The organism is Desulfofundulus sp. TPOSR, assembly GCF_011393055.1.
In the GTDB taxonomy this organism is placed as follows: Bacteria; Bacillota; Desulfotomaculia; order Desulfotomaculales; family Desulfovirgulaceae; genus Desulfofundulus; species Desulfofundulus kuznetsovii.
Genome location: NZ_JAAOEF010000003.1, coordinates 806,834 through 829,733 on the forward strand (window position 1 = coordinate 806,834; position 22,900 = coordinate 829,733).

The window sequence follows — 22,900 nt, forward strand, 5'->3', positions numbered from 1 at the left end:
GTTGCCGGAAATCGAGGTGAACTTACAAACTGACCAACCAGGGACGGATCGCCCGGGCCACGGCGCTGGTCATGGGCGCCACCATTTTAAGCAAAATCATGGGGTTTGGCCGGGAGGCGGTCTTAGCGGCGGCCTTCGGGGCCAGCGCGGCCACCGATGCCTACCTGGTGGCCATGATCATTCCGGCACTGTTATTTGGCCTGGTGGGCACCACCATTACCACTGTGGGTATTCCCTTTTTCAGCGAGTACATCCACCGGCCGGATAAAAGGTCCGAACTGCCGGTATTGATCTGGACCAGTTTTCACGCCGTTACCGGCGCCCTTTTAATCATCGCCCTGCTGGGGCTGCCGGCGGCCCCCTGGCTGGTGCGCATCCTGGCCCCGGGATTCACCCCGGAGCAGGCGGCGCTTACCACCCAGCTGGTGCGGGTGCTGCTGCCCATGGTGGTGATCATGGGCATGGTGGGCTGGGCCCAGGGGGTGCTCAACGCCCACCAGCATTTCGCCGCCCCGGCCTTTATGGGCATTCCCTATAACATCATCATGATCGGGGGCATTTTGCTGGCCGGGGCTTACGGGGGCATTGCCGGGGTGGCCTGGGCTACGGTGCTGGCCACGGTTAGCCAGTTTCTCATCCAGGTGCCGGCCCTCTACCGGCGGCGCATCAGCTACCGCCCGGTTTTTAACTGGCGCCACCCGGCCTTAAAGAAAATGCTCTGGCTGGCCGGGCCGGTGTTGATTGGGGTGGGGGCCAACCAGTTAAACGTGATTGTAGACCGCATGCTGGCTTCAGGCCTGGCCGAAGGCAGCATTTCCGCCCTCAATTACGCCCAGCGGGTTTTAAACCTGCCCCAGGGCCTTTTTGCCATTCCCCTCATTACCGTGCTTTACCCCACCCTGACGGAACGTACGGCCCTTGAGGATTCCACCGGCTTTTTGGCGGGTTTAAGCAGGGGTTTAAGGGTGCTGGCCTTCGTTTTGATCCCCCTGACTGTAGGCACAATGATTCTGCGGGAAGACCTGGTGCAGTTTATCTTTCAGCGGGGTGCCTTTGACGCGAAGGATGCCGGTATGACCGCCGTGGCGCTCCTCTTTTACACTCCAGGCCTGCTTTTCCTGATGTGGCGGGAGTTCCTCAACCGGGCCTTTTATGCCCTGCAGGATACCTGGACTCCCATGGGTACGGGCCTGGTGGCCGTGGCCGTAAACATCGCTTTAAACCTGATCCTGGTCCGGTACACCGGCCTGGCCGGGCTGGCCCTGGCCACATCCGCAGCCGCGGGGGTTGGCTGCATGCTCTTGTTCTGGCTGCTGCGCCGCCGGCTGGGGCATATTGGGGGAACGGCCCTGGTGCGGGAAACGGGACGTATTTTGGCGGCCTCCCTGTTGATGGGGCTCTTAGTATGGTGGCTGGATGTACGGGGGCTGGCGCTAATGGGCTGGCCCTTCCTGGAGGGCCTGGCGGGGAATTCCCCGGGCGGCGGGAGCCTGGCCGGTTTTGTGCTGCAGGGGCTGCGCCTGGGAGTGCTGATCACCGCCGGCGGGTGCTTTTATTTCTTTAGCTGCTGGCTATTGCGGGTGGGAGAGATGAGCTATGCCCTGAACCTGGCCCGGAACATCTTCCACCGCTTCCGCCCGGCGGCCCGGTAAAGAACGCACCAACACAGGCGTTTTTGGAGGTATGTAGCAGGTAGCTTGCACAGCAAGGGAAGTAAACAGGGGCGGCGGCCGTTCCTTCAGCCACGGGGGACGGCCGCCGCCCAACCAGTTTAACGATGAGTTAACATCAAAAAAGCGGATTGATAACCAGACCCGTTATCAGCTTGGGGTAAAAGAAAGTGGATTTCTGGGGCATTTTTTCGCCGTTGGTGGCCACCGCCGTGATCTCCTCCACCAGGGTGGGGTTCAGGAAGAAGGCCAGCTGGTATTCGCCTTCGTCCACGGCTTTCAGTGCCCCCACCTCTTCCCGGGTGTAGGTGAGGTGGCTCTCCCTGGCCCGTTCCGCACCGCCGATACCCAGAAGGCGGTCCAGGATCAGGTGGTGCAGCACCGAAACATCCAGCCCCTGCCAGGCGGCGGAATGGCCGGCGGGCATCAGGCGGGGCAACGCCCCTTCATCCCGCAGGGTTAAGAGATACAGGCGCCCCCCACCGCAGTACAGGCCGAAGGAGTGGCGGTGGGAAAGGGGGCCGACCCCGGGCCGGGCATCACCGGCAAAGCCCCCCCGGGCAGCCAGTTCTTTGATGAAACCGGTAAAGTTATCGTAGTCCGGGGTTAGGGGGAAGACGTCTACCTCGAAATGCTCCTGTATCTTGCCCAAGAGTTCCTCCACATCCAGGCCCTCCACGTTGCGTACCAGGCGGTGGGTCGGCAACACCACCAGGCCGGGATCGTACAGGTTGACCAGGGTCATCATTACGTAATCATAAGGTCCCGGTCCGGCGGGGTTACCCTCTTCCTGCCGCCTTTCCCGGCTGTAAGCCAGGGCCGTTTCGTAACGGTGGTGGCCGTCGGCAATGAAAACGCGCCTGCCGGCCATGACCTGCCGCACCTGTTCGATAACGGCGGGGTCCGTGATCACCCACAGGCGGTGGCCGTGGCCGTTTTCATCGGTAAACTCCAGGTCCGGCGAACGGCCCGCCCCTTGCCGCAAAAGGTTGTCCACGGCCATTTCCGCATCGGCATAAAGGCCGAAAATGGGGCTGAAATTGGCCCGGCAGGCCCGCATCAGCGCCAGGCGATCGGCCTTGTGCTTGGGCAGGGTCTCCTCGTGGGGCAGGACCACGCCCTTCTCGTAGGGCTCCAGCTTAACCGCGCAGATCATTCCGCTGCGCACCAGATGTTTCCCACCCACGCTAAATTCCTGTTCGTAAAGATACACTGCCGGGGATTCTTCCGGCACCAGCACGCCCTTCTCCCGCCAGGCGGTAAAATCGGCTGCCGCCCGGGTGTAGCGGTTGTTGTCTTCGCCATCCCCGGGATAGACCTTGCCGTATTCCAGGCGGATGATATTGTAGGGGTGGCGCCTGTAGTAGCCGTCCTGGGCTTTTGCATCAATGACATCGTAGGGCGGGGTCACCAGGTCGGCCAGGGGCCCCACACCGGGGGCGTAGCGCAGTCCTCTGAAGGGTTTGATTTCTGCCAATCTCTTCTCACTCCTTGTTATCGCTCTTTTTCTTCGTCCAGCGGTCGCTGTCCCGCTGCCGGTATTTTTGCATCATGCGGCAAAAGGCCTCTTCCAGGTCAATGCCCAGGGAGTTGGCATAACAGGCGATAATAAAAAGCACGTCGGCCAGTTCCAGGGCCAGATCTCCCGGGGGTTCCCCGGGTTTTTTCGGTTTCTGGCCGTAGAGATGGTTGACTTCCCGGGCCAGCTCACCCACCTCTTCGGTCAGGCGGGCCAGCATGGCCAGCGGGTGCCAGTAACCCTCTTCAAATTGGCTGATCCAGCGGTCCACTTCCTGCTGCATTTCCCTGATTTCCACGCCAAACCTCTCCCGTTGTTAAATTACTTCCAAAGCGCCTGCGAGGCTCACCGGAGAACGCGTGCAAACGGCAGGTAATTGAGGGCCTCACCTTTGCCATTATACCCTGCAGGACACCAGGTGAAAAGATCTATTTCCCGAAGTCCTCCCGGAAGGGCCACATCTTTCCACTTAATGGTCATATTTTCCCCCGCCGGAACATATTGTTTTCACAGCAGGAAGGAGGGAAAAACCATGGAACCAAGGCGCGGGCCGCAGTGGTTGATTTTGCGCAAGAAATACCTGCTGGCCATCCTGGGGCTGCTCCTTTTCCTCCTGGTCCTCCGGGTATTATCAGGGGGACTGGCTCCCGAACCGGAGATCGCCCCCGAACAGCTGCTGGCGGAAGCCCTGGAAAAAACGGCCACCAGCAAAAGCTTTCGTTACCGGGTGGAAGCCAAGCTGGGCCGGGACGGCGTGCTCAGCCGGGTGGAAGGGGAACGGCAGGCTCCCGACCGCATACACATTAAGGGCACCATGTACAACAACCCCGTGGAGTTCATCCAGGTGGGGGATACCACCTATATGCGGGATCTGTGGACCAAAAAGTGGCTTACCATGGAAGGAAACCGGCTGGCCCAGTCGGAACTCTTTGTGGCCGAATTTAACCCCCTGGGGTTTTTAAAATTTAAGGATGCCCTTGGTGTCCGTTACCGGGGCAAAGAAAAGTTAAAGGAAGGCCAAATGCTGGTGCTGGAATGCCAGCCCCTTTTGGACAATTCCTACCTGGAATTGAAGTACACGGACTACTACTGCAAGTTGTGGATTGAACCGCAGGACCACCGCATTCGCCAGGTCGTTCTGGAGGCCAAAGAACCGGGGAACATAACGGGCCTTTCGGTGGGGCTGAAGCTGTGGGATTTTGACCGGGAAATGAACATCAACCCACCGGTATGATTTTCGACAAATAATTGACGTTACCCGTTTTTTCTTTTATTATAATTTAAGGACTTTAAAGAACGCGGCGTTGCTGCTGCATTTTTTGTTTTCAGGAGTGGTGTTTCTTTGCACGAGGATATGGAAAAAGTTTTAATTACTGAAGAGGAGATTGCCCGGCGGGTGCGCGAGCTGGGGGCGGAAATTTCCCGGGACTATGCCGGGAAGGAACTGCTGGTGGTCGGCATATTAAAAGGTGCGGTCATCTTTATGGCCGACCTGGTACGCTGCCTGAACATCCCGGTACGCCTGGACTTTATGGCCGTCTCCAGTTATGGTACCTCCAGCGAGTCCTCAGGGGTAGTGCGCATTCTAAAGGACCTGGAGCAGAACATCGAAGGCCTGGACGTTTTAATCGTCGAGGATATTGTCGATACCGGCCTGACGTTGAACTACCTGCGGGAAAACCTGCTCACCCGGGGGCCGGCCAGTTTAAAAATTTGCACCCTCCTGGACAAGCCCAGCCGGCGCAAAGTAAACGTGCAGGTGGACTACAACGGTTTCGTCATCCCCGATGAATTCGTGGTCGGCTACGGCCTGGATTACGACGGCCGCTACCGCCACCTGCGGGATATTCTGATCCTGAAACGGGAAGTTTATAGCGGCAAGGAGCAGAGGGAAAATTGAACTTGTAAATTTCAGATGAGTAAGCGGGACAACGCCGTGCCTTAAGTGGGTTGACTGGACATTTTTTAAGGCAGAAAAACCGGGAGGTTATCCGCACCATGTCCGTTCAAGACCAGCAGGAGATGGTCATTGTCCTGGACTTCGGGGGCCAGTACAGCCACCTTATCGCCCGCCGTATCCGGGAGTTGAAAGTTTTCTGTGAAATGCTGCCCTACAACACGCCCCTTGATGAAATCAGAAGACATCATCCCCGGGGCATTGTTTTTTCCGGCGGGCCGGCCAGCGTCTACCAGCCCGGGGCACCCACCGTGGACCCGGCCGTTTATGATCTGGGCATCCCCATCCTGGGCATTTGCTACGGCATGCAGTTAATGACCAGGCAGCTGGGAGGAGTGGTTACCCGGGCGGAACACCACGAGTACGGCAAAACGGCCCTGGAAATACTTGACACCAGCGACCTTTTCTGTGGCTTTGAGCCCATTGAACAATGCTGGATGAGCCACGGCGACCGGGTGGAGGCCCCGCCCCCAGGGTTTGAAATCATCGCCCGCACGGAACTGGCTCCCGTGGCCGCCATGGCCAACCGGGAGCGCAGGCTTTACGCCGTGCAGTTCCACCCGGAAGTAATACATACTCCGAAGGGCCAGGACATCCTGCGCCATTTCCTTTACGATGTTTGCGGCTGCCAGGGCCGCTGGACCATGGGTTCCTTTATTGAAGAATCCATCAAGGAAATCCGCGCCCGGGTGGGAGACAGGCGTGCCCTCTGTGCCATCAGCGGCGGCGTGGATTCCTCGGTGGCCGCCGTACTGGTCCACCGGGCCATCGGCGACCAGTTGACCTGCATTTTTGTGGACCACGGCCTGTTGCGCCAGGGCGAGGCCGGGCAGGTGGTCGGGGTCATACGGGAACAGTTTCGTATCCCGCTGATCCATGTGGACGCCAGCCGGCGCTTCTTAAACCGCCTGGCGGGAGTAACCGACCCGGAACAAAAGCGCAAAATTATCGGGGAGGAATTCATCCGGGTCTTTGAAGAGGAGGCCGCCAGGCTGGGACAGGTGGACTTCCTGGTGCAGGGAACCCTTTACCCCGACGTGGTGGAAAGCGGTACGGCCACGGCGGCAGTAATCAAGTCCCACCATAACGTGGGCGGCCTGCCCGAGGACATGCAACTGGAACTGATCGAACCCCTGCGCTGGCTTTTCAAGGACGAGGTGCGGGAACTGGGCAAAGAGCTGGGACTGCCCGAAGAAGTGCTCTGGCGCCAGCCCTTCCCAGGACCGGGGCTGGCCGTGCGCATCCTGGGGGAAGTAACCCCGGAAAAACTGGAAATTCTGCGCCATGCCGACGCCATTGTCACGGAGGAAATCCGCCGGGCCGGCCTGCACCGGCAAATCTGGCAGTATTTCGCTGTGCTTCCGGACCTGCGGAGCGTGGGAGTGATGGGCGACGGGCGGACCTACGCCTATACCGTGGCCGTGCGGGCGGTGCACAGCCACGACGGCATGACGGCGGACTGGGTGCGCCTGCCCTACGAAGTTCTGGAACGCATATCCAGCCGCATCGTCAACGAAGTGGCGGGCGTAAACCGGGTGGTCTACGACATCACCTCCAAGCCGCCGGCCACCATTGAATGGGAGTGAAATGGTTATTGACAAGCCCGTTCCCGCCTTGCTAAGATACACTTGTAAGGATGGCTATTTTTCCCGATTGCAAGATAAAGTTTTCGAGAAAGTGTACCTAGGGTTCCACACCCGGTTTTCAGGGTGGCTCGGTCCGAGCGGTACAGGCCCGGAAGAGCAGTTTTCCGGGTTACACCGGCAGGGAGAAAAGCCCAGGCGGTAGGTTTCTCACATGTACACGGAAACCTGCCCGCCTGGGCTGCTTGTTTAATCCTTAATTCCGGCGTATATTCAGTAAAACCGATATGACAAGGATGCGGTGCTGTCGGCCCGAAGCACTGGAGTGAGCGGGGACAGCACCGCACCCAACAAGGAGGAGGGTTAAAATTGCTGGAAAAAATTTTTAAACTGCGCCAGTACCATACCAGTGCGCGCACAGAGGTTATTGCCGGACTGACCACCTTTATGACCATGGCCTACATCTTGTTCCTCAACCCCAACATCCTGGCCGCTACCGGCATGGACAAAAACGCCGTCTTTTTTGCCACTGCCGTTAGCGCGGGCCTGGTTACCATCGCTATGGGTCTCCTGGTCAACTATCCCATCGCCCTGGCGCCGGGCATGGGCCTCAACGCCTACTTTGCCACGGTGGCCGCCCAGCACGTGGGCATGCCCTGGCAGGTGGCCCTGGGTGCGGTATTCATCTCCGGTATCTTATTTATTCTCCTCACCGTCACCCGGATCCGCCAGCTGCTGGTGGTGGCCGTGCCCAACTCCATCAAGCGGGCCATTATTGTCGGCATTGGGTTGTTCATCACCATGCTGGGCCTGAAGATGGCCGAATTCATGGTCATTAAAGCCGGTCCGGTAATCCCGCCCACCATGGAGGCGCTCTCCCAACCCGGCGGCATTGCCACCCTGCGTTTCTTTGAGTGGAACATTTTCCTGGGCAGCTTTGCCAACCCGACCACCCTACTGGCCCTGACCGGTCTGGTCATTTCAGCCCTGTTGATGGCCAAAAGGATCAAGGGGGCCCTGCTGCTGGGCATCATCCTCACCACCATCATCGGCATCCCCCTGGGCGTCACCCAAATTCCGGCCAACTTCCAGCCCTTTGCCCTGCCTGATTTTTCCCGGCTGGCGGTGGGCAAGCTAGATCTGGCCGGGGCGCTGAACATGGGCATCTGGACGGTAGTCTTCACCTTTACCTTTGTGGAACTCTTTGATACCTTCGGCACCCTGGTAGGCACTGCCGGCAAGGCGGGGCTTCTTGACGAAAACGGCCAGTCTCCCCGCCTGGGCCGGGCCATGCTGGTAGATGCCTGCGGGGTGGCTTTCGGCGCCTTAATGGGCACCAGTACCGTTACCGCCTACATTGAAAGTGCCGCCGGCATTTCCGAAGGTGGCCGTACCGGCCTTACAGCCGTAACCACGGGGGTTTTGTTCCTCCTGGCCTTGATTCTGGCACCCATTGCCGGCTTGATTCCGGGAGCGGCCACCGCCCCGGCGCTGATCATCGTCGGCCTGCTCATGGCCCAGGCCATCAAGGGCATTGACTTCGAGGACTTCACCGAAGGGATGCCGGCCTTCCTGACCATAGTTTTGATGCCTTTCACCGGCAGCATCGCCAACGGCATTGCCGCCGGGATCATCTTTTACACCCTGCTCAAATTAATCAGCGGCCGGGCCCGGGAAGTGCACTGGCTGATGTGGATCCTGACCGCTCTGGTACTGGCCCGCTACCTGTTCCTGGCGGAACACTAAAAGCCCGGAGCGTTTTCCACAACAAGGCATGACCGCCGCCCGGGTAGCCATGCGATAATAATTAAATAACAATAATAACATTTAAAGAGGTGAAATCATGATCAAACCGCTGGTTGGCATTGTCATGGGCAGCGATTCGGATCTGCCCGTAATGAAAGAGGCCGTGGATATGCTGGAGAAGTTCGGCCTGCCCTACGAAGTGAGCATTTCCTCCGCCCACCGGGCGCCGGAGCTCACCGCCGAGTACGCCCGGTCGGCGGTGGAACGGGAGCTGGCGGTGATCATCGCCGCCGCCGGCGTGGCCGCCCACCTGCCGGGGGTCATCGCCGCCCAGACCCCCCTGCCCGTAATTGGCGTACCCATCAAAAGCGGTCCCTTAAGCGGAGTGGACGCCCTGTACTCCATGGTGCAGATGCCCCCGGGCATTCCCGTGGCCACCGTGGCCATTAACGGTGCCCGTAATGCGGCCATCCTGGCGGCCCAGATCATCGGCGCTACCAACCCGGAGGTGCGGGAGAAGGTCCTGCGCTACAAGGAAGAACTGGCCCGGGCGGTGGAAGAAAAGGCCCGGCGGCTGCAGGAACTGGGTGTGGCGGGTTATCTTGAGCAAATGGGAGGAGCTAAAGGATGATCGAACGTTACACCCTGCCGGAAATGAAGGCCATCTGGTCCCAGGAGAACAAGTTCCGCAAGTGGCTGGAGGTGGAAATTTACGCCTGCGAGGCCATGGCCGAAATGGGGCTGATACCCGAAGAGGCCTTCAGGCAAATCCGGGAACGGGCCGATTTCAACGTGCAGCGGATTGAAGAAATTGAGGCCGTAGTCAACCACGACGTCATTGCCTTTCTTACATGTGTGGGGGAATATGTGGGCGACGCGGCCAAATACATCCACATGGGCCTCACCTCCTCCGATGTGCTGGATACGGCCCTGGCGGTACTGATGAAGGAGGCCGGCCAGCAGATTTTAAGGCGCCTGGAGGAGCTGCGGGCAGTGCTTTTGGAGCGGGCCGGGGAGCACCGCTACACCTTGATGATTGGCCGTACCCACGGGGTGCATGCGGAACCCATCACCTTCGGCTTGAAAATGCTCCTCTGGGTGGCCGAAACGGAACGGAATATAGACCGTATGAAGCGGGCCATCGACGTAATCAGCGTGGGCAAAATTTCCGGGGCGGTGGGTACCTACGCCAACATAGATCCCCGGGTGGAAGCCCATGTCTGCCGCCGCCTGGGCCTGCGCCCGGCCCGGATTTCCACCCAGGTGCTGCAGCGGGACCGCCACGCCGAGTTTATGACCACCCTGGCCGTCATCGGCAGCTCTCTGGATAAGTTTGCCACGGAAATCCGTAGCCTGCAGCGCACGGATATTCTCGAAGTAGAGGAATACTTCGCTCAGGGGCAGAAGGGCTCCTCGGCCATGCCCCACAAGCGCAACCCCATCACCGCCGAGCGCATCAGCGGTCTGGCCCGGATCCTGCGGGGCAACGCCCTGGCCGCCCTGGAAAACGTGACCCTCTGGCACGAGCGGGATATCTCCCATTCCTCGGTGGAACGGGTGATCATTCCTGACAGCACCATCATCCTGGATTACATGCTCCACAAGATGACGGCCATTATGAAAAATCTCCTGGTTTACCCGGAAAACATGCGTAAAAACCTGGAACGCACCCGCGGCCTGCTGTTCTCCCAGCGGGTGCTCCTGGCCCTGGTGGAAAAGGGCCTGTCCCGGGAACGGGCCTACGAGCTGGTACAGCGCAATGCCATGCGCTCCTGGCGGGAGGGTGCCAGTTTTGAGACGCTCTTAAAGGAAGATGCGGACATCACCTCCGTGCTTTCCCCTCAAGAAATAGAATCCCTCTTTAACTACAACTATCACCTGCGCCATGTTGACGACATATACCGGCGTTTCGGTCTCTAAATTTTGCCAGAAGGGAAGGATTAACTTGCAAAAGGGAGAAATGCTTTACGAAGGTAAGGCCAAGAAGATTTTCCGCACCGGCGATCCCGGTGTGTATCTGGTGGAGTACAAGGACGACGCCACCGCTTTTAACGGGTTAAAAAAGGGAACCATCTCCGGCAAAGGTGAATTAAACAACAAGATCTCGGCCCACTTCTTCCGCCTCCTGGAACACAGGGGCATTGCCACCCATTTTTTGGAACAGGTGGGCGAGCGGGAGATGCTGGTCCGGGCGCTGGAAATAATCCCGGTGGAAGTGGTGGTGCGCAACATTGCCGCCGGCAGCCTGGCCAAACGTCTGGGCCTGGCCGAGGGCACGGCCCTGCCCCGCCCGGTGGTGGAATATTACTATAAAAGCGACGAACTGGGAGATCCCCTGATTAACGACGACCACATTGCCGTCCTGGGCCTGGCCAGTGCGGAGGAGATGAACGTCATAAGAAAGACGGCCCTGGTGGTCAACGAGATCCTGCGGGAATACCTGAGCGAACGCAACCTGGAACTGGTGGATTTCAAGCTGGAATTCGGCCGCAGTGACGGGGAAATCCTCCTGGGGGATGAGATTTCTCCCGACACCTGCCGTTTCTGGGATGCCCAAACAAAGGAAAAGCTGGACAAGGACCGCTTCCGCCGGGATTTGGGCGGCGTGGAGGAGGCCTACCAGGAGGTCTGGCGCCGGCTGGTTGGTTAATCAAAATAAGGGGGGAGAACGGTGGGAGCCGCCAACGACTGGCTGACGGATAAACCAAAGGAAGAGTGCGGGGTTTTTGGGGTCTACGCCCCCGGAAAAGATGTAGCCCGGCTCACCTATTACGGTTTGTATGCCCTGCAGCACCGGGGACAGGAAAGCGCCGGCATTGCCGTGGGCGACGGCAGGCAGGTGCAGCTGCATAAGGCCATGGGGCTGGTGCCGGAGGTTTTCCAGCAGGGGGACCTGGATGAGCTGAAGGGCCACGTAGCCATCGGCCACGTGCGCTATTCCACCACGGGAGCCAGCTCCCCCATTAATGCCCAGCCCCTGGTCTTCCGATATGCCGGCGGCATGCTGGGTCTGGCCCATAACGGCAACCTGACCAACGTCAGCGAATTAAGGGCCAGGCTGGCCTCCACGGGTTCTGTCTTCCAGTCCTCCACCGACAGCGAGGTAATTGTCAACCTGATCGCCCGCTACGGACAGGCGAGCCTGGTCGATGCCATCATGAAGTGTATGATCGACCTGAAGGGCGCCTATTCCCTGGTCATCCTCACCGAAAAAAAACTGCTGGCGGTGCGGGATCCCCATGCCTTTCGCCCCCTTTGTCTGGGCACCCTCCCCGGCGGAGGTTATGTGGTAGCCTCGGAATCCTGCGCCCTGGACACCGTGGGTGCCCACTGGGTCCGGGATGTGGCTCCGGGAGAAATAATCATTGTCGATGAAGACGGTTTGACCAGCCTGCAGGGAATGCTCCCCCGCCGGCGGGCCCACTGTATTTTCGAATATATATACTTCGCCCGGGCCGACAGCTTGATGGACGGCTTCAACGTCAACCGGGTGCGCCGGGAAATGGGACGCCAGCTGGCCCGGGAATACGCGGTGGAAGCCGACCTGGTCATTCCCGTCCCGGACTCGGGCATAGCCGCCGCCCGGGGTTATGCCGAAGCCTCGGGGATCCCCTTTGAAGAGGGTTTGATGAAAAACCGCTATATCGGACGGACCTTCATCCAGCCCAGCCAGGATTTGCGGGACCTGGGGGTGCGGCTGAAGCTCAACCCCATCAGGGAAGTGCTGGCCGGCAAGCGGGTGATCATGGTGGACGACTCTCTGGTCAGGGGTACCACCAGCAGCAAACTGATCGCCATGTTGCGGGACTGCGGGGTAAAAGAGGTGCACCTGTGCCTCTCTTCCCCGCCGGTGGTGCACTCCTGCTATTACGGCATTGACACCTCCAACGAGGAGGAACTGGTTGCCGCCCGGATGCCCCTGGAAGAAATTCGTCGCATGATTAATGCCGATGGATTATATTATTTGAGCATCGAAGGCTTGCTTTCTGTTTTCGGCGAACATCGCAACGATTTTTGCACCGCCTGTTTTACCGGGGACTACCCGGTAGCCTTACCGCAACATGAAAAATCGGGAAAATTCAGTCTGGAATAACTGGATAAGCGAACGGGGCGAACGGGTGTAAACGGCAACAGGCAGGTATTATATGGCAGCCTCAGGAGTAGGGGGAAGAGAGCGTGACCCTGGAAAAGAAAGGCCTTACCTATGCCGATGCGGGAGTGGACATCGCCGCCGGAAACCGGGCGGTGGAACTGATCAGGGACAGCGTGCGCAGCACCTTCCGCCCGGAAGTGCTTACGGAAATCGGGGGATTCGGGGGGCTTTTCGCCCTGGATACCGCCCGCTACCGCCACCCTGTGCTGGTATCCGGCACCGACGGTGTGGGCACCAAGTTGAAAATAGCCATGCTCATGGACCGCCATGACACCATCGGCATAGATGCCGTGGCCATGTGCGTGAACGACATCCTGGTCCAGGGAGCCGAACCCCTCTTTTTCCTGGATTATCTGGCCGTAGGCAAACTGGTGCCGGAGAAGGTGGCGGCCATTGTATCCGGGGTGGCCGCGGGCTGCCGGCAGGCCGGCTGCGCCCTGATTGGCGGTGAAACGGCGGAAATGCCCGGCTTTTACGGCCCCGGGGAATATGACCTGGCGGGGTTTGTGGTGGGCGTGGTGGAAAGGGAGCGGATCATCGACGGGTCGTCCATTCGCCCCGGCGACCGGCTGGTCGGCCTCCCTTCCTCCGGCCTGCACAGCAACGGTTATTCCCTGGCCCGGCGGGTGCTGCTGGAGGTGGCCGGATACGGGGTGGACACCTACCAGGAGGATCTGGGACGCACCGTGGGCGAGGAAATGCTGGAACCCACCCGCATTTACGTCCGCACGGTACTGCCGCTGCTGGAACAATTCGACATCCGGGGCATGGCCCACATTACCGGCGGCGGTCTTACCGAAAATATACCCCGCATTTTGCCCCCGGGTACAGCCGCGGTTCTGGAACGCCGGTCCTGGCCCGTACCCCCGGTTTTCTCCCTCATCCAGTCCATCGGCCGGGTGGCGGAGGAGGAAATGCTCCGCACCTTTAATATGGGCCTGGGTCTGGTAATGGTGGTTCCGGCAGAACAAACCGATGCCCTCTTAACACACCTGTCCCAACTGGGCGAAAAAGCCTACCTTGTGGGCGAAATAGCCGGAGGCGAGCGGGAAGTAAAGTACGTTTGAGTCGGGGGGAGGATATATGAAAAAATTGCGTTTGGGCGTCCTGGCCTCGGGACGGGGCTCCAACCTGCAGGCCATCCTGGATGCCATTGACGAGGGGCGCTTGGCGGCCGAAGTGGTGGTGGTGATCAGTGACAACGGGGAGGCAAAAGCCCTGGAACGGGCCCGCCTCCACAGTATTCCGGCCATTCATATTAACCCGGCCCAATTTCCCGACAAGCACACGTATGAGGAAGTCATTGTGGACACATTAAAAAAACACCAGGTTGAACTTGTTTGCCTGGCAGGCTACATGCGCCTGGTGGGGAGGGTTATGCTGGAATCTTTCCCTAACCGCATCATGAACATCCACCCGGCCCTTTTGCCGGCCTTTCCCGGGCTGCACGCCCAGCAGCGCGCCCTGGAATACGGCGTCCGCTACAGCGGCTGCACGGTGCACTTTGTGGATGAAGGAATGGACACCGGCCCCATCATTTTACAGGCCGTGGTTCCGGTTTTGCCCGACGACACCCCCGAAACCCTGGCCGACCGCATTTTAGAACAGGAGCACCGCATTTATCCCGAAGCCATTGCCCTCTTTGCCGCCGGCCGGCTGGAATTGCGGGGCAAACGGGTATACATTAAGGAAGCATAAAGGAGGTTTTATATGCGCGCCCTGATCAGCGTTTCGGATAAAACGGGACTGGTGGACTTCGCCCGGGGCCTGGTGGAACTGGGGGTAGAAATCGTCTCCACTGGGGGGACTGCCCGTACCCTGAAAGAAGCCGGCCTGCCCGTTACATATATCTCAGAGGTCACCGGCTTCCCCGAAATTTTAGACGGCCGGGTGAAAACGCTGCACCCCGCCGTCCACGGGGGTATTCTGGCCCTGCGCACCCCGGACCACCTGAATCAGCTGCAAGCGCATCACATCACCCCCATCGATATAGTGGCGGTTAACCTGTATCCCTTCCGGGAAACCATTGCCCGTCCCGGCGTAACCCTGGAAGAAGCCATCGAGAACATTGATATTGGAGGCCCGGCCATGGTGCGGGCCGCGGCGAAAAACCACCGTTACGTGCTGGTAGTGGTGAACCCGGCCCGCTACCCCCAGGTGCTTAAAGCCCTCGCGGAAGGAAAAGTCAGCGATGATTTGCGCCTGGAACTGGCCCGGGAGGCCTTTGCCCATACCGCCGCCTATGACACCGCCATTGCCGCCTACCTGCAGAAACAGATCCAGGGGGATGAACCTTTCCCGCCGGCCTGGCACATTTCCGTTGAGCTGGCCCAGCCCCTGCGTTACGGGGAGAACCCCCACCAGCGGGCCGCCTTTTACCGGGACCCCACCGTTGCCGGCCCTTGTGTGGGCAATGCCGTGCAGCTGGCCGGCAAAGAGCTTTCCTTTAATAATATCCTTGACTTAAATGCCGCCCTGGAACTGGTGCGAGAATTCATCGATCCTTCGGTGGTAATTATCAAGCACAACAACCCCTGCGGAGCAGCCAGTGCCGGCGACCTGGCCACAGCCTACCGCCTGGCCTACGAAGGCGACCCCGTATCGGCCTTTGGCGGCATAGTGGCCTGCAACCGCACCGTGGATAAGGAAACGGCAGAGCAAATGGCCGCCATATTCCTGGAAGCCGTAATTGCCCCCGACTTTACCCCCGAGGCCCTGGAAATACTGACCCAAAAGGCCAACCTGCGCCTTTTAAAAACCGGTCCCCTGACCGGCCCGTCCACCGACCGGCTGGACATCCGTAAAGTTAACGGCGGGTTGCTCATTCAGGAGGCCGACCTGGAATTAACCTGCCCCGATGAGGTGAGGGTGGTCACCGAAAAGCAACCCTCTGAAGAACAGCTGGCCGAGATGGCCTTTGCCATGGCCGTGGTCAAGCACGTGAAGTCCAACGCCATTGTGGTCACCAGGAACCGCCAGCTGATCGGTGTGGGAGCGGGGCAGATGAACCGGGTGGGAGCGGCCCGGATTGCCCTGGAGCAGGCCGGCGAAAAGGCCAGGGGCGCGGTGCTGGCTTCCGACGCCTTTTTCCCCTTCCGGGACACGGTGGACGAAGCGGCTAAAGCCGGTATTGCGGCCATTATTCAACCCGGAGGCTCTTTACGGGATGAAGAATCCATCGCCGCCTGCAATGAGTACGGTATTGCCATGGTCTTCACCGGCATGCGCCATTTCAAACACTAGTGCAATGGGAGGACTGATCACATGAAAGTGCTGGTGGTGGGCGGCGGCGGCCGGGAACACGCCCTGGTGTGGAAACTAAAGCAAAGCCCCCGGGTGAAGGAAATCTTTTGCGCCCCGGGCAACGCCGGCATTGCTTCCCTGGCCCGCTGCGTGCCCATCGGGGCGGAAGACATCTCCGGCCTGGTGGCCTTCGCCCGGCAGGAAAAAATTGACCTAACCGTGGTGGGACCGGAAGGCCCCTTAACCATGGGCATTGTGGATTCCTTCAACCAGGCGGGCCTGGCCATTTTCGGGCCTACCGCCCGCGCTGCCTCCATTGAGGGCAGCAAGGTGCTGGCCAAGGAAATCATGGCCAAATACGGCATTCCCACGGCGCGGTTTGCCGTCTTTAGCGATGCCGGGGAAGCAGCTGCTTATATACGGCAACTAAACTCTCCCTGCGTGGTGAAGGCCGACGGCCTGGCCGCCGGCAAAGGAGTGATTGTCTGCCAGACGGTGGAAGAGGCCCTGGAGGCAGTGGAAGACATCATGGTGAAGGGCGTGTTTGGTAACGCCGGCAGCCGGGTGGTGGTGGAGGAATACCTCACCGGCCAGGAAGTGAGCATTCTGGCCTTTACCGATGGAGAAACGGTTATTCCCATGCTGCCCGCCCAGGACCACAAACAGGTTTATGACGGCGACCGGGGCCCCAACACCGGCGGCATGGGTGCCTACGCCCCCGCTCCCGTCTGTACGCCGGAAGTTTACCGGACCGCCCTGGAGGATATCCTCATCCCCACTGTGCGGGCCATGGCCGCCGAAGGGCGGCCCTACCGGGGGGTCCTCTACGCGGGATTAATGGTCACCGGTGAAGGCCCCAAAGTCCTGGAATTCAACGCCCGCTTCGGCGACCCGGAGGCCCAGCCGGTGCTCATACTCCTGGAAACCGACCTGGTGGAAATCATCGAAGCCGTGCTGTCGGGCCGCCTGGCGGAAAAAGAAATCCGCTGGCGGCCGGGAGCGGCCGTCTGCGTGGTACTGGCCTCGGGGGGCTACCCCGGCCCTTACCGCAAGGGTTATCCCATCTCCGGCCTGGACCGGGTGCCTCCCGACGTGATGGTCTTTCATGCCGGCACGGCCCTGGAGGATGGCCGGTTGGTTACCGCCGGCGGCCGGGTCCTGGGTGTAACCGCTGCGGCCGAAACCATCCCCGCGGCCATAGAAAAGGCCTATGCCGCCGTGGAACAAATCCACTTTGAAGGCATGCACTACCGCCGGGACATCGGCCGCAAAGCTCTAAGGTAAGGTGTTTTAACATAATATGTAAGGAGGAGGCGGTTACTGGCCCCTCTTTACTTTTGTAAAGAGGAAAAGGATTTTTCTCCCCGGCGTCGAAATCCATTGGGAAAGAACCCTGTTCCCTTTGGGAATAATAGGATAAGACCAGGGGGAGTGGCCAACATGGCATATACGGGCAAACTGAAGGATCCCTTGTTGGACGAATTATTTGAAGCGGTGCTCACACTGCGGGATGTGGACGAATGCTACCAGTTCTTTGAAGACATCTGTACCGTGGCCGAACTCAAAGCCATGGCCCAGCGCCTGGCCGTAGCCAAGATGCTGCAGGAAAACCGCACCTACACGGAAATTGCCGCCCAAACGGGGGCCAGCACGGCTACCATCAGCCGGGTTAAGCGCTGCCTTAATTACGGTGCCGACGGCTATAAGCTGGTCCTGGCCCGGCTGGCCGGGAAAGCAAAAGCTGCCCAGTAAAGGTACGGTGTTGACATAACTCCCACCGGTAGTTTATTATGATATCATTATAGCAATTTAACTAGTTAAAGAAGTAGCCGGTCCGGTGATCCTTCCGGGCCATGATATAGAAGGAGGGCACCCGTTTGATTAGAATTCTTAATGCGGGCGATCCGGCCCTGGAGCAACTCCTGGCCCGCCACCCGGCCGGCCGGGAGGAGGCTGCCGCCAGGGTAAGGGAGATCCTTGCCGGCGTGCGGGACGGAGGGGATCAGGCCCTCTGCCGGTATACGGCCCGCTTCGATGGAATCAACCTGGCTCCGGAAGAACTGAAGGTAAAGCCGGAAGAAATCTCCGAAGCCAAAAAGCAGGTTAAAGGGGAATTCCTCGCCGCCCTGGCGGCGGCGGCGGAGAACATCACCGCCTACCACCGCCGCCAGTTGACCAACTCCTGGATTGAACCCGGCGCCCGGGGCCTCCTGGTGGGACAGCTTGTGCGTCCCCTGGCCCGGGTTGGTGTTTACGTGCCGGGAGGTACGGCTGCTTATCCCTCTTCGGTATTGATGAACGTCCTTCCCGCCCGGGTGGCCGGGGTGAAGGAAATCGCCATGGTCACCCCTCCCGACCGCGAGGGTAAAATTAATCCCCACACGCTGGTGGCTGCCGACCTGGCGGGAGTAACGGAAATTTACAAGGTGGGCGGGGCACAGGCCATTGCCGCCCTGGCCTATGGAACGCAAACCATCCGGCCGGTGGACAAAATCGTCGGGCCGGGCAATCTTTACGTTACCCTGGCCAAACAGCAGGTCTTTGGCCTGGTGGATATCGACATGCTGGCGGGGCCCAGCGAAGTGCTGGTAATCGCCGATGATTCGGCCGATCCCCGGCATGTGGCCGCCGACATGCTTTCCCAGGCCGAACACGATCCCCTGGCCCGGGCCCTGCTTCTCACTCCGGACGGCCGGCTGGCACAGGCCGTCAAGGAGGAACTGGAGCGCCAGCTGAACGATTTGCCGCGGCGGGAAATTGCCGCCGGTTCTCTAGCCAGCCACGGAGCCATTATCCTGACCCGGGACATTGCCCAGGCCGTGGACCTGGCCAACCGCTTCGCTCCGGAACACCTGGAACTGGTGGTGAGGGAGCCTTTCTCCTGGCTGGGACGCATTGCTACGGCCGGGGCCGTTTTCCTGGGGCCCCACGCCCCGGAACCCCTGGGGGATTACCTGGCCGGCCCCAGCCATGTTCTGCCCACCGGGGGCACCGCCCGTTTTTATTCCCCCCTGGGCGTGGATACCTTTTTAAAAAGAATCAGCGTTATTTCCTGCTCCCGGGAAGCGTTCCTGGAAATGGCCCCCCACATTATCCAGCTGGCCCGGGTGGAAGGCCTGGATGCCCACGCCAGGGCCGTAGAGATAAGGTTGGACACGTCATGCCGGGAGAGTGAAAAATCATGAATGCTGCCTTTGATCCCGCAGCGCTGGTGCGTCCGGACCTGGACGGGCTGGTACCCTACCAGGTCCATGTCCATCACAACGTAATTAAACTGGACGCCAACGAAAATCCTTACGATTTTCCCCCGTCCATCCGGGAGGAAATTTGGCGGGAACTGGGGAATCATACCTTTACCCGCTATCCCGACCCCGTGGCCGGTGAGCTGATCGATCAGCTTTCTGATTACACCGGCGTACCGGCCGGCGGCATCCTGGCGGGCAACGGCTCCGATGAGCTGATCCTCACCCTGCTATTAACCTTTGGCACCGGAGGGCGGGTGGTCATCACCCCTCCCACCTTTTCCATGTACGAGGTACATGCCCGCATAGCGGGGGCCCGGCCGGTAAACGTACCCCGCAGGCAAAACTTTGCCCTGGACGTACCGGGCGTTATCGCGGCGGCCCGGCATCCCGAAACCCGGGTGATCTTCCTGTGTTCACCCAACAACCCCACGGGGAACGCCACCCCGCCGGAGGAAGTGGCCGAAATACTAAAGAACAGCCGCGCCCTGGTGGTGGTGGACGAGGCCTACCAGGAATTTGGCGGGGAAAGCTGTGTACCCCTGTTGGAGGAATACTCCAACCTGGTGGTCCTGCGCACCTTTTCCAAAGCTTTCGGATTAGCCGGCCTGCGGGTGGGCTATTTGCTGGCCGATCCGGCAGTGGTTCAACAACTGCTGCGCATCAAACAGCCCTTTAATTTGAATGCCTTTTCCCAGCTCGCCGCCCGCACGGTAATGGCCCGCCGGGAAGAATTCGGCCAGTTGATCAACCAGATCCTGCAGGACCGGGAGGAACTATACCGGGAACTGGCCGCCCTGCCGGGGGTCGAGGTTTTCCCTACCGTGGCCAATTTTATTCTTTTCCGTACCCCGTTGCCGGCAGAGCAGGTATACCGGGAATTGCTGGCGAACGGTATTTTAATCCGCAATATGCACGGCCCCTGGCTGGAACAGTGCCTGCGGGTAACGGTGGGGAAAAAGGATGAAAACCGGCTTTTCCTGGAAAAGCTAAAAATGATTTTGGGGCTGTAGGGGGTGGGGAAAATAAGTTTACAGAGGGTGGCCGGGCTAAAACGCCGCACCGGTGAAACGGAAATCCGGGTGCACCTGAACCTGGATGGGACGGGCAACTACCAGATCAGGACAGGCATCGGCTTTCTGGATCACATGCTTTGCCTATTCACCCGGCACGCCTGTTTTGACCTGGAGCTGAACGCCCGGGGCGACCTGGAAGTGGATGATCACCATACGGTGGAAGATACGGCCATTTGCCTGGGGCGGGCCTTGAAGGAGGCCCTGGGCAATAAAGAAGGCATCAACCGTTACGGCCACGCTCTTTTGCCCATGGATGAGGCTTTAGTGCTCGTGGCGGTGGACCTGAGCGGCCGGGGCTTTCTAGCCTACGAAGTTTCCCTGCCGTCACCCCGGGTGGGGAATTTCGATACCGAGCTGGTGGAAGAGTTCCTGCGGGCGCTGGCCTTAAACGGGGAGTTTACCCTGCACGTACGCCTTTTGGCCGGGCGGAACACCCACCATATCATTGAAGCCATTTTCAAGGGTCTGGGCCGGGCGCTGAAATCTGCCATGGCCCCAGATCCCCGGACGCCGGGTGTACCCTCCACTAAAGGGTCGTTGTAGTGTTTTGGCGGGGGAGGGGGCGAAAGTTTTGATTGCCATCATTGATTACGGGATGGGGAACCTGCGCAGTGTACAGAAAGCTTTTGAAAGGGTGGGTTTCAGGGCCGAGGTGGTGCGGGACCCGGCCCTCGTGGGACAGGCCCGGGGGGTGGTCCTGCCGGGAGTGGGAGCCTTCCGGGATGCCATGGACAATCTTATAGCTGCCGGCCTGGACCGGGCAGTTAAGGAGGCCATTGCCACAGGCAAACCCTTCCTGGGCATCTGCCTGGGACTGCAGCTCCTGTTTGAAGTGAGTGAGGAGTTTGGTTCCACACCGGGGCTGGGTATTTTCCCCGGACGGGTGCGCCGCATTCACTGGGAGGTTAAAATTCCCCACATGGGGTGGAACCGGGTATTTTTCCAGAAGGAGATTTCCCTGACCCGGGGAGTTCTTGACGGATCAACTTTTTATTTCGTTCATTCATATTATGTAGACCCGGGGGATCAGGACCTGGTGGCGGGGGTAACCACCTACGGTCAGCCCTTTACCTCCATGGTCAATCGGGGTAACGTTTTTGGCATCCAGTTTCACCCGGAAAAGAGCAGCACCCTGGGGCTAAAAATTCTGCAAAACTTTGGGGAGTTGGTGGCCAAATGTTAATTATCCCGGCAATTGACCTGCGGGCAGGCAAATGTGTGCGCCTGGTAGAGGGCCGGCTGGATCGGGAAACGGTTTATTCCGATGATCCCGTCGCCGTAGCCCGCCTCTGGGAAGACCAGGGCGCCCGCTGGCTGCACGTGGTGGATCTGGATGGAGCCTTTACCGGCGAACCCAAGAACTGGGACATGATCCGGGGCATTCTTTCCGCCGTCCGCATACCCGTGCAGGTGGGAGGGGGCATCCGGGACATGGCGGTAATTGAACAACTCTTGGAACTGGGGGCTGCCCGGGTGATCCTGGGCACGGTGGCCATTATCAATCCCGGCATGGTGGCCGAGGCCTGCGCCCGTTACGGCGAGTCCATCGTGGTGGGCATCGACGCCCGCAACGGTAAAGTGGCTATTGAAGGCTGGGGAGTGACGGCTGAAAAGAACGCCCTGGAACTGGCCGCCGAGATGAAAGGCCTGGGTGTCAAGCGGGTGGTGTTTACCGACATTTGGCGGGACGGTACACTGAAAGGCCCGAACCTGGCTGTGGTGGAGGAAGTGGCCCGGTCCACGCAGCTAAAGATCATTGCTTCCGGGGGGGTTTCCAGTCTGGCCGACCTGCGAGCACTGAAGGCCATGGAACCCCTGGGGGTGGAAGCGGTGATTATCGGCAAGGCCCTTTATGCGGGTACCATAAATCTGCGGGATGCCCTGGAAATCGCCCGGGAGGAATTGGAGGAACAGGTGTGCTGACCAAACGCATCATCCCCTGTTTAGACGTTACCGATGGCCGGGTGGTGAAGGGAACCAATTTTTTAAACCTGCGGGACGCCGGGGATCCCGTGGAGCTGGCCGCCCTTTATGACCGGGAAGGAGCCGACGAACTGGTCTTCTTGGACATCACCGCCTCGGCCCGGGGCCGTAAAACGGTCCTGGACATGGTTTACCGCACGGCGGGAGAAGTATTCATTCCTTTTACCGTGGGGGGTGGGATTGGCTCCCTGGAGGACATCCGGGCCATTCTGTCTGCAGGGGCGGACAAGGTGTCCATCAACACTGCGGCGGTAAAAAACCCCCGGCTGGTGGCGGAGGCGGCCCAGCGATTCGGCAGTCAGTGCATTGTGGTGGCCATTGATGCCCGCCGGGCAGGGGAAGGAAAATGGGAAGTGTACATACACGGCGGACGCACCCCCACCGGCATCGACGCTGTGGAGTGGGCCAGGCAGGTGGAAGCACTGGGGGCAGGGGAGATCCTGCTTACCAGTATGGACAGGGACGGCACCAAAGACGGCTACGACCTGGAGCTAACCCGTACTGTGGCCCGGGCGGTAAACATACCGGTAATTGCTTCCGGTGGGGTGGGCACTTTAGAACATATTGCCCAGGGGCTGACCACCGGCGAGGCCGATGCGGCTCTGGCGGCTTCCATCTTTCATTTTGGTGAATACTCCATCCGCCAGGTAAAGGAATACCTCAAGGAACGGGGTGTCCCCGTACGGCTGCCCTGTTAAGTAAAGGCATACGGCACTTACGCGGCATAC

At 59.6% G+C, this 22,900-nt stretch carries 22 protein-coding genes; 20 read left to right on the forward strand and 2 right to left on the reverse strand.

Features of this window, described 5'->3' with window-relative positions; all coding sequences use genetic code 11:
* The first annotated feature begins 47 nt into the window (after positions 1–47).
* Positions 48–1,652, forward strand: coding sequence for a murein biosynthesis integral membrane protein MurJ (murJ, locus tag G7K71_RS15030; protein ID WP_313885014.1), 1,605 nt, complete (start codon positions 48–50; stop codon positions 1,650–1,652).
* A 136-nt stretch (positions 1,653–1,788) separates the two neighbouring features.
* Here the strand turns inward: murJ and G7K71_RS15035 are convergent, their stop codons facing one another.
* Together G7K71_RS15035 and G7K71_RS15040 are read right to left on the reverse strand one after the other, a co-directional pair.
* Positions 1,789–3,147 carry a DUF1015 domain-containing protein gene (locus G7K71_RS15035; protein WP_166347994.1) on the reverse strand — a complete coding sequence of 453 codons (1,359 nt, stop codon included), beginning with the start codon at positions 3,145–3,147 and terminating at the stop codon, positions 1,789–1,791.
* A gap of 7 nt (positions 3,148–3,154) precedes the next feature.
* On the reverse strand, positions 3,155–3,487 hold the full coding sequence (locus G7K71_RS15040; RefSeq protein WP_166347997.1) for a nucleotide pyrophosphohydrolase: 333 nt from the start codon (positions 3,485–3,487) through the stop codon (positions 3,155–3,157).
* Between the two features lie 234 nt (positions 3,488–3,721).
* Between G7K71_RS15040 and G7K71_RS15045 the strand changes: the two genes are divergently transcribed.
* From G7K71_RS15045 to hisF, 19 genes are all read left to right on the forward strand, one after another.
* Positions 3,722–4,423, forward strand: a complete 702-nt coding sequence (locus G7K71_RS15045) for a hypothetical protein (RefSeq protein WP_166348000.1) — start codon at positions 3,722–3,724, stop codon at positions 4,421–4,423.
* 108 nt (positions 4,424–4,531) lie between these two features.
* Positions 4,532–5,089, forward strand: a complete 558-nt coding sequence (hpt, locus tag G7K71_RS15050) for a hypoxanthine phosphoribosyltransferase (protein ID WP_013822798.1) — start codon at positions 4,532–4,534, stop codon at positions 5,087–5,089.
* Positions 5,090–5,187: 98 nt separating this feature from the next.
* A complete protein-coding gene (gene guaA, locus G7K71_RS15055) occupies positions 5,188–6,732 on the forward strand; it encodes a glutamine-hydrolyzing GMP synthase (RefSeq protein WP_166348002.1) in 1,545 nt (514 codons plus the stop codon).
* A 366-nt stretch (positions 6,733–7,098) separates the two neighbouring features.
* Positions 7,099–8,475 (forward strand): NCS2 family permease, encoded by a 1,377-nt coding sequence (locus tag G7K71_RS15060; RefSeq protein WP_166348005.1) that lies wholly within the window; start codon positions 7,099–7,101, stop codon positions 8,473–8,475.
* Between the two features lie 97 nt (positions 8,476–8,572).
* Positions 8,573–9,106 (forward strand): 5-(carboxyamino)imidazole ribonucleotide mutase, encoded by a 534-nt coding sequence (gene purE / locus G7K71_RS15065; protein WP_207712927.1) that lies wholly within the window; start codon positions 8,573–8,575, stop codon positions 9,104–9,106.
* Positions 9,103–10,395: an adenylosuccinate lyase gene (gene purB / locus G7K71_RS15070; protein WP_166348007.1), complete on the forward strand. Its 1,293-nt coding sequence runs from the start codon at positions 9,103–9,105 to the stop codon at positions 10,393–10,395. The genes purE and purB overlap by 4 nt, the downstream gene beginning before the upstream one ends.
* A gap of 25 nt (positions 10,396–10,420) precedes the next feature.
* On the forward strand, positions 10,421–11,125 hold the full coding sequence (purC, locus tag G7K71_RS15075) for a phosphoribosylaminoimidazolesuccinocarboxamide synthase (RefSeq protein WP_013822793.1): 705 nt from the start codon (positions 10,421–10,423) through the stop codon (positions 11,123–11,125).
* 21 nt (positions 11,126–11,146) lie between these two features.
* A complete protein-coding gene (purF, locus tag G7K71_RS15080) occupies positions 11,147–12,568 on the forward strand; it encodes an amidophosphoribosyltransferase (RefSeq protein ID WP_166348010.1) in 1,422 nt (473 codons plus the stop codon).
* A gap of 83 nt (positions 12,569–12,651) precedes the next feature.
* Positions 12,652–13,695, forward strand: a complete 1,044-nt coding sequence (gene purM / locus G7K71_RS15085) for a phosphoribosylformylglycinamidine cyclo-ligase (RefSeq protein ID WP_166348013.1) — start codon at positions 12,652–12,654, stop codon at positions 13,693–13,695.
* A gap of 16 nt (positions 13,696–13,711) precedes the next feature.
* Positions 13,712–14,326, forward strand: coding sequence for a phosphoribosylglycinamide formyltransferase (purN, locus tag G7K71_RS15090; RefSeq protein WP_166348016.1), 615 nt, complete (start codon positions 13,712–13,714; stop codon positions 14,324–14,326).
* Between the two features lie 12 nt (positions 14,327–14,338).
* On the forward strand, positions 14,339–15,871 hold the full coding sequence (purH, locus tag G7K71_RS15095; protein ID WP_166348019.1) for a bifunctional phosphoribosylaminoimidazolecarboxamide formyltransferase/IMP cyclohydrolase: 1,533 nt from the start codon (positions 14,339–14,341) through the stop codon (positions 15,869–15,871).
* Positions 15,872–15,892: 21 nt separating this feature from the next.
* Positions 15,893–17,155: a phosphoribosylamine--glycine ligase gene (purD, locus tag G7K71_RS15100; RefSeq protein ID WP_166348022.1), complete on the forward strand. Its 1,263-nt coding sequence runs from the start codon at positions 15,893–15,895 to the stop codon at positions 17,153–17,155.
* 156 nt (positions 17,156–17,311) lie between these two features.
* Positions 17,312–17,623: a YerC/YecD family TrpR-related protein gene (locus G7K71_RS15105; protein WP_013822787.1), complete on the forward strand. Its 312-nt coding sequence runs from the start codon at positions 17,312–17,314 to the stop codon at positions 17,621–17,623.
* Positions 17,624–17,748: 125 nt separating this feature from the next.
* Positions 17,749–19,056, forward strand: a complete 1,308-nt coding sequence (gene hisD / locus G7K71_RS15110) for a histidinol dehydrogenase (protein ID WP_166348024.1) — start codon at positions 17,749–17,751, stop codon at positions 19,054–19,056.
* On the forward strand, positions 19,053–20,126 hold the full coding sequence (gene hisC, locus G7K71_RS15115) for a histidinol-phosphate transaminase (protein ID WP_013822785.1): 1,074 nt from the start codon (positions 19,053–19,055) through the stop codon (positions 20,124–20,126). The genes hisD and hisC overlap by 4 nt, the downstream gene beginning before the upstream one ends.
* Before the next feature lie 3 nt (positions 20,127–20,129).
* The gene (gene hisB, locus G7K71_RS15120; RefSeq protein WP_313884998.1) at positions 20,130–20,732 is read left to right on the forward strand and encodes an imidazoleglycerol-phosphate dehydratase HisB; all 603 of its coding nucleotides are present in this window, start codon (positions 20,130–20,132) and stop codon (positions 20,730–20,732) included.
* Between the two features lie 28 nt (positions 20,733–20,760).
* Positions 20,761–21,372 carry an imidazole glycerol phosphate synthase subunit HisH gene (gene hisH / locus G7K71_RS15125; protein WP_166348027.1) on the forward strand — a complete coding sequence of 204 codons (612 nt, stop codon included), beginning with the start codon at positions 20,761–20,763 and terminating at the stop codon, positions 21,370–21,372.
* The gene (hisA, locus tag G7K71_RS15130; protein ID WP_072869943.1) at positions 21,366–22,112 is read left to right on the forward strand and encodes a 1-(5-phosphoribosyl)-5-[(5-phosphoribosylamino)methylideneamino]imidazole-4-carboxamide isomerase; all 747 of its coding nucleotides are present in this window, start codon (positions 21,366–21,368) and stop codon (positions 22,110–22,112) included. The genes hisH and hisA overlap by 7 nt, the downstream gene beginning before the upstream one ends.
* Positions 22,106–22,870: an imidazole glycerol phosphate synthase subunit HisF gene (hisF, locus tag G7K71_RS15135; protein ID WP_041282857.1), complete on the forward strand. Its 765-nt coding sequence runs from the start codon at positions 22,106–22,108 to the stop codon at positions 22,868–22,870. Before hisA ends, hisF begins: the two co-directional genes overlap by 7 nt.
* Positions 22,871–22,900 lie beyond the last annotated feature (30 nt).

Coding starts and splice junctions, on each gene's coding strand:
- G7K71_RS15045 (WP_166348000.1), top strand. CDS start 3,722: ATGGAACCAAGGCGCGGGCCGCAGTGGTTGATTTTGCGCAAGAAATAC.
- guaA (WP_166348002.1), top strand. CDS start 5,188: ATGTCCGTTCAAGACCAGCAGGAGATGGTCATTGTCCTGGACTTCGGG.
- purE (WP_207712927.1), top strand. CDS start 8,573: ATGATCAAACCGCTGGTTGGCATTGTCATGGGCAGCGATTCGGATCTG.
- purB (WP_166348007.1), top strand. CDS start 9,103: ATGATCGAACGTTACACCCTGCCGGAAATGAAGGCCATCTGGTCCCAG.
- purN (WP_166348016.1), top strand. CDS start 13,712: ATGAAAAAATTGCGTTTGGGCGTCCTGGCCTCGGGACGGGGCTCCAAC.
- purH (WP_166348019.1), top strand. CDS start 14,339: ATGCGCGCCCTGATCAGCGTTTCGGATAAAACGGGACTGGTGGACTTC.
- purD (WP_166348022.1), top strand. CDS start 15,893: ATGAAAGTGCTGGTGGTGGGCGGCGGCGGCCGGGAACACGCCCTGGTG.
- G7K71_RS15105 (WP_013822787.1), top strand. CDS start 17,312: ATGGCATATACGGGCAAACTGAAGGATCCCTTGTTGGACGAATTATTT.
- hisC (WP_013822785.1), top strand. CDS start 19,053: ATGAATGCTGCCTTTGATCCCGCAGCGCTGGTGCGTCCGGACCTGGAC.
- hisA (WP_072869943.1), top strand. CDS start 21,366: ATGTTAATTATCCCGGCAATTGACCTGCGGGCAGGCAAATGTGTGCGC.